The organism is Clostridium algifaecis (assembly GCF_017874415.1).
GTDB classification, from domain to species: Bacteria; Bacillota; Clostridia; order Clostridiales; family Clostridiaceae; genus Clostridium_B; species Clostridium_B algifaecis.
Genome location: NZ_JAGGLM010000038.1, coordinates 1 through 6,514 on the forward strand (window position 1 = coordinate 1; position 6,514 = coordinate 6,514).

Sequence of the window (6,514 nt, forward strand, 5' to 3'; positions counted from 1 at the left end):
CACTCCTTCCCATTCCGAACAGGCAGGTTAAGCTTCATTGTGCCGAAAGTACTGCAGGGGTGGCCCTGTGGAAGGTTAGGTAATCGCCAGGTTAGCATGGTTCACTAGCTCAGTTGGTAGAGCACATGACTTTTAATCATGTTGTCCGGGGTTCAATTCCCCGGTGAGCCACCAAAAAGAAGTATATTTTATATGCTTCTTTTTTATTTTGTTAAAAAACCACAAGATAACAAAATTATCCTGTGGTTCTAATTATTTTAGATAAATTGAATTAAGCAGTTCTTTTCCCGTAGAAGTTTTAAAATACTTAGTATCCATATGTTCAATATCACATTTTTTCATATTATCCTCATATGCATTTACTAAAAAATCGCTTTCAATCAATATCTGTAAATCTATTTTATCAATTTTATTGTAACTATGATGATTACCTATTAAAAAACATATTCTATCAACTATTGTATTGTCTAAATTTATTTGTTTAAGTAGTTTTCTAGCTACAGGAGGTCCTTCAATTTCTTGGTAATTTCCTGCTGAACTGTTATATTTTCTTTCACTTTCTTTGATGCCTATATCATGAAGTATAGCAGCTAATTCCAGTATGAGCATATCGGTTTTATTTAATCCCTCTAATTCACCTATGGTTTTGCTAAAACCATATACTTTTAAAGCATGATTTATCCTTTTAATATCATTTCCAAAATAAAGTATCATTTTTTTTATTATATAACATGATAAATTTGACATATGTATCTCCTTTTTATTTGAATTTATAATATTTATTATAATTGAATTATATTACTATATCAATTTTACTATAATAAAGTATTACTAGGTTTATAAAGAAATTAATAATATAGTGAATGATGAAAGTAAGTTTTTTATGTTATAATTTTTAATGTAATGTGTAATTAATTTGACAATATTGTTGAATTGGAGGTAAAAAATGAGAAACTTAGAATTTTTAAAAAGTCTATGTGAAGCTCATGCACCTAGTGGAAGAGAAAATTGGCTTTATCCTATCATAAAGGATGGTTTTAAAGAATTTGGAGATATAAGTATAAGTCAATTAAATAATATATATGTACACAAGATGGGCAATAGTCAAAGTAAAATAATGATAATGGCTCATTCAGATGAAGTATTCTTAATGGTAACATATATATCAAAAAGAGGATTTATTAAATTTAAAACTTTAGGAATAGATGCTAAAAGTCTTGTAAACCAGCAAGTTGTTATACATGGAAAAGAGGATATAAACGGAATTATTGCGCTAAAGCCTAATTTAAAACAACAAAATAAAATAAAATTAGAAAACTTATACATAGATACGGGTAAGGACTTTGATATTATCAATTCTTTAGTTAATATAGGAGATTATATTACGCTGGATAAAAAAATGATAGAACTTTTAAATGAAAATGTAAGTTGCAAAGCTATTGATAATAGATCAAGTATTGCAGCCATGCGTGTTTGTGCAGAAGAACTTGAGAATGTAACTCCAGATTTGAATGTTTACTTTGTATGTTCCTGTCAGGAAGAAGTAGGTCATAGAGGAGCGGGAATGGCAAGTTATGATATAAAGCCTGATATTGGTATAGCAATAGACGTGACTTTTGATGGCGGCTTAATGGGAGATACTGATAGAGAGAACATTTTAAGTAAGGGCCCTGTAATATGTGTAGGACCTAATGTGCATCCAAGAGTAAGAGAGAGGATCACAGAAATAGCAAAAAAATATAACATTCCTTATCAAATAGAAGTAGAGCCAGGAAATACAGGAACTGATGCATGGGATATTCAGACATCAGTAGGTGGAATACCAACGTTGCTGATATCTATACCTATAAAATATATGCATACGTCTGTAGAGGTAGTAAACTTGGAGGATATAAGAAATACTGGAATATTGCTTGCAAGATTTATACAGGAACTTAAAACCAGTGAATTGGAGGGATTATTTTGCTTTTAGAAAAACTGTGTAATTCTTCAGCTCCTTCTGGTTACGAAGGGGATACAAGAAACTTAATAAAAGACGAGCTTAAGAAAATGGATATAGATTTTTGTATAGACAAAATGGGAAATGTACTAGCCAAAAAGGAAAACAATCAAACTTTGAAAATAATGATTGCTGCTCATATGGATGAAGTTGGTTTGATTATTACATCATATAATAGTGATGGTACTTTAAAATTTTCCGTTTTAGGTAACATAGATAAAAGTTCTCTTCCATGTAAGGTCGTTTTAATAGGCAAGAATAAAATTAAGGGAGTAATAGGTTTAAAGCCGATTCATCTTCAAAGTAAAGAAGATAGAAATAGGAGTGTATCTTTAGATGACTTATGTATAGATATAGGTGCAGAATCCGAAAAGCAGGCTAGAAAAGTTGTAGACTTAGGCGATTTTGTTGTGTTTAATATAGCTTTTGAAAAGTTTTCTGACAATATGGTAAAATCAAAAGCCTTAAATGATAGAATTGGATGTGCAGTACTTCTTGAAATTTTAAAAGAAAACTATGATTGTGATTTATATGTTTCTTTTAATGTACAGGAAAATATAGGTGAAAGAGGAGCATTTGGATCAGTTTATAATGTGAAACCTGATATTTTTATATTAGTAGATACAATTTGCAGTGATAATTTAATTGACATGAATTATGCATCGGATTGTCTAGAAATTGAAAAAGGAATAATTATTCCTTTTAAAGCAGGAATTTCTATTTTTGATAGAGAAACTGTAAAGTATATTAGAAATGTAGCAGAAAAAGAAAATATACAGTACCAAAAAATTGCAGGAACTAAGTGTGATGGACAATCAATAGCTGCCGAGGTCACAGGTCAGGGTACTAAAGCTGCTGCAGTATTAATACCATGTAGATATATGAACTCAGCTGTATCTATGTGTAATTTGGATGATTATTATAATGTGATAAAACTATTAAGAAAATATTTGGAAAGTTTCTGATTAATAATATGAAAGGAGTTGAATACTGCCTGCTTATGGTGGTAAAATTATGGACGATCTTCTTGTAGATTTAATTAATGCTTATGGAGTTAGTGGAAATGAAGATGAAATAAGAAATTTAATAAAAAACTATTTAAAAAGAAATAATCATAAGTTGTATGAAGACAGTTCTGGAAATATAATCGTTAAAAAAGGTTCTGGAGAAAATAAAATGATGATATGTTCCCATATGGATTCAATAGGATTTATAGTAAATCATATTGATGAGAATGGAATAATAAAGATGGACAACATTGGGACTTTTAAAAAAGAAGATGTAAGCCACAGCTTTATAAGATTTGAAAATGGTACTTTGGGAAAAATATCTTCATGTGGGTCAGATATATTTGTTGATATAGGCTTAAATAATAAAGAAGAGGTTTCAATGAAAGTAAAAGAAGGAGATACAGCTTCTCTCGTGGGTCCATATTTAGTTGCAGGAAACAATAATATAATAAGTCCACTTCTTCATAATAAAATTGGGTGTTATATACTTTTAAAGCTTATAGAAAAATTTGAAAGTGAGAACATACAAGTGTATTTTGTATTTTCATCAAAGGGAGAGATTGGCGGAATTGGAGCCAGAGCTGCAGCTTATAATATAAAACCGGATTATACCATAATAGTTGGTACTGAAAAAGCTGCATCAACTGATCAATTGGAACAAAATATAAATATAGGAGAAGGACCTATACTTAGAATAATGGATAAATCATTAATAATGCATGAAGATATAAAAAATATGCTTGAGAAGGCATCTCTAAAAGCACAGATTAAACTTCAATACAGTATAAGTTCAGGAAAGTCTGAAGGTGGACTTTTACATAAAGAAATATCTGGAATAAGAACTGGTGAAGTTGATGTTCCATGCAGATATAAATATTCAACCTCTGAAATGATATCAGTTTGTGATGTACAAGATACAATAAAACTATTAACAGAATTAATTTAAATATAAGTTATAGAAAGGTTTTAATAAAGTATGAATAAATATTTTAAGTGGATACTGGTTATAGTATGGATGATTGTAATATTTATGTTCTCAAATCAACCAGCGAATATATCAGATGAAAAAAGCAGATTTGTTGTGCATTTATTTAATGCAATTGGAATAAATCTAAACAGTATATTTGGAAATTTAGCAAATTTTGTAGTAAGGAAAATTTCTCATTTTAGTGAGTACTTTATATTGTATTTACTATTATTTAATGCCCTTTACAAAAGATTTGAAATAAAAAAAATTTTATTCTTATCAATAATAGTGGTATTTTTTTATGCCTGTTCGGATGAAATACATCAAATTTTTATTCCAGGAAGAACAGCAAGAATAAGAGACGTAATAATAGATACTTGCGGCGGATTAATATCTCTTTTGTGCTGCTTTTATTATAATAAGAAACACTAGAATTTTTTTAGTGTTTCTTTTAATTTTATCCAATCATCCTGGTACATGGCTTTAAAAGTTTCATTTCTATTATAAGTTAAAGATGAAGGATGATACATCGGGAATATATACCTTTTAAGTTTTTCATTAAAATATAAGGAGCCATGGCAGTTTCCTATAGATTTAAATTCTGTAAGTCTTTTTAGAGGAACATTTCCGAGAGTCACTATTATTTTAGGATTAACAAGGCTAATTTCTTCATCTAAAATATCTTTAAATAGGTTTATTTCTGATATTTTGGGAGTTCTATTACTTATAGTTTTTCTACCATTTTTACCTTCACTTATTTTTATTGGTCTAAAAAAACAGGTATTTGTTATCCTTACATTATTTCTTGTGAGTCCTATGGAATTTAAATATTTTTCAAAATTCTGTCCTGCCATTCCTACAAATGGTTTACCCTCAAGGACTTCTGTTTTTCCAGGAGCTTCTCCTACGAATAATATATGACATGGCATAGGTCCATCACCTGTTATGCATCCTCCTATTTCAGAAGCAGTGTAATTATCACATATATGTTTTATTTTTTCTGAAAGTTCTTTATTAATATCCATAAAAGTATCCTTTCTAGTAAGTTTATTTTTAATTGTACCAGTACATTTTAATATATTTTACAGTAATGGTATAATCTCTTTAAATAATTATTATATGAATAATTTTAACATAATATTCAGAGGTGAAGAATGTGAAAGTTCCATATATAATGACTCCGGGACCTACCGAAGTAAGTGAAAATGTTAGATTTGCAAGAAGTAGAAGATGTACTAATCCAGATTTGGATATAGAATTTTATGAGTTTTATAAAGAAACCTGTAATAAAATAGGTAAATTTTTTAGTACTAAAAATGAAGTGAGAATATTGGGAGGAGAAGGTATACTCGGACTTGAGGCTGCATGTGCATCACTCACAGAAAAGGGTGATAGAGTTCTTGTAATTGACAATGGAATATTTGGAGAAGGTTTTGCTGATTTTATCAAATTATATGGTGGGGAAGTAGTTTTCTTTAAAGGAAATAGAAAAAAGCAGATAGATATAAAGGCTTTAAGTGCTTTTCTGGAAAAGGATAGTAATTTTAAATATGCTACAGTTGTACACTGTGATACTCCATCTGGAGTTTTAAATGACATAGGGAAGATTTGTCCAATGCTTAAAGCAAAAGGAATACTTACTGTAGTTGATAGCGTGGCTGCTATGGGTGGAGAAACTTTAAGAGTAGATGACTGGAATATAGATATAGTAATAGGAGCATCACAAAAGTGTATTTCAGCACCTCCAGGTCTTACTATTTTAAGTATGAGTAATGATGCAATTGAGTGCATGGAGAAAAGAAAAAGCCCTATAGCATCTTTTTATTGTAATCTACTTGTATGGAAGGATTATTATAAGGATAAATGGTTTCCATATACTCCACCTGTAAGTGATATAGTTGGACTTAGAGAAGCTATAGAAAATATACTTAAAGATACTGGAATAGTGGATAGGCACCATAAAATTGCTGTAAGTACAAGAAATGCAGTTAGAGAAGCGGGGCTCAATTTATATACTGAAGATGGTTATTCAAATACAGTTACGGTAATTGAAATTCCTGATGGTATAGAAGACAAGAATTTGAGAAGTTTTATGAAAGACAACTATAATGTTATGATAGCCGGTTCATTTGGATATTTGGAAGGCAAAGTTTTAAGAATAGGACATATGGGTGAAAATGCATATCCGGATAAAGTAAGTTATACTTTGCACTCTCTGCAGAAGTCTTTAGAACATTTTGGATTCATCTGTAAATGTGATATGTCATCATGCTTTTTGAATAATTTGTAATATTAATGTATAAATTTTATATCAACATAACCTTGTGTATCAATAGTATTATAAATGAGATAAATTCAAAATTATATATGCTAAACAGAGTTAAATGAGTTTAATGGCTATATTTAATATAGCCATTAATAAAGTATGTGCTATAATAGGTTACGTTGTGTCAAACGGGGCGGCCAAATGAGCCAAACAGCAAAAGTTTAAAAGATGAAAGCTTTTAAAAATATTTTGTAAAAAAGTGTTGACAAACA

Annotated in this window: 7 protein-coding genes, 1 tRNA gene and 1 rRNA gene; 7 read left to right on the plus strand and 2 right to left on the minus strand. The window is 29.6% G+C overall.

What is annotated here, in order from left to right:
- Together rrf and J2Z42_RS14125 are read left to right on the plus strand one after the other, a co-directional pair.
- Positions 1 to 92: ribosomal RNA gene (rrf, locus tag J2Z42_RS14120) — 5S ribosomal RNA — on the plus strand; the annotation flags it as partial.
- Positions 93 to 98: 6 nt separating this feature from the next.
- A tRNA-Lys gene (locus tag J2Z42_RS14125) sits at positions 99 to 174 on the plus strand.
- 78 nt (positions 175 to 252) lie between these two features.
- On the opposite strand, the gene J2Z42_RS14130 is transcribed toward J2Z42_RS14125, so the two are convergent.
- Positions 253 to 747, minus strand: coding sequence for an HD domain-containing protein (locus J2Z42_RS14130; RefSeq protein ID WP_209703408.1), 495 nt, complete (start codon positions 745 to 747; stop codon positions 253 to 255).
- Between the two features lie 199 nt (positions 748 to 946).
- Here J2Z42_RS14130 and J2Z42_RS14135 point away from each other — a divergent pair, with 199 nt between their 5' ends.
- The 4 genes from J2Z42_RS14135 to J2Z42_RS14150 are packed head-to-tail and all read left to right on the plus strand — an operon-like array spanning position 947 to position 4,408.
- Positions 947 to 1,972 carry a zinc-binding metallopeptidase family protein gene (locus J2Z42_RS14135; RefSeq protein WP_209703409.1) on the plus strand — a complete coding sequence of 342 codons (1,026 nt, stop codon included), beginning with the start codon at positions 947 to 949 and terminating at the stop codon, positions 1,970 to 1,972.
- Entirely contained in the window at positions 1,963 to 2,964 is a 1,002-nt protein-coding gene (locus J2Z42_RS14140; RefSeq protein ID WP_209703410.1) for a M42 family metallopeptidase, read from the plus strand. Before J2Z42_RS14135 ends, J2Z42_RS14140 begins: the two co-directional genes overlap by 10 nt.
- A gap of 49 nt (positions 2,965 to 3,013) precedes the next feature.
- Positions 3,014 to 3,955 carry a zinc-binding metallopeptidase family protein gene (locus J2Z42_RS14145; RefSeq protein ID WP_209703411.1) on the plus strand — a complete coding sequence of 314 codons (942 nt, stop codon included), beginning with the start codon at positions 3,014 to 3,016 and terminating at the stop codon, positions 3,953 to 3,955.
- A 30-nt stretch (positions 3,956 to 3,985) separates the two neighbouring features.
- A complete protein-coding gene (locus J2Z42_RS14150; RefSeq protein WP_209703412.1) occupies positions 3,986 to 4,408 on the plus strand; it encodes a VanZ family protein in 423 nt (140 codons plus the stop codon).
- Here J2Z42_RS14150 and J2Z42_RS14155 read toward each other — a convergent pair.
- Complete coding sequence (locus tag J2Z42_RS14155; RefSeq protein ID WP_209703413.1) at positions 4,405 to 5,001, minus strand: uracil-DNA glycosylase; 597 nt, start codon at positions 4,999 to 5,001, stop codon at positions 4,405 to 4,407. The two genes, J2Z42_RS14150 and J2Z42_RS14155, sit on opposite strands and share 4 nt — an antisense overlap.
- Positions 5,002 to 5,132: 131 nt before the next feature.
- On the opposite strand from J2Z42_RS14155, the gene J2Z42_RS14160 reads away from it, so the two are divergent.
- A complete protein-coding gene (locus J2Z42_RS14160; RefSeq protein ID WP_209703414.1) occupies positions 5,133 to 6,266 on the plus strand; it encodes a pyridoxal-phosphate-dependent aminotransferase family protein in 1,134 nt (377 codons plus the stop codon).
- The last annotated feature ends 248 nt before the right edge of the window (positions 6,267 to 6,514 follow it).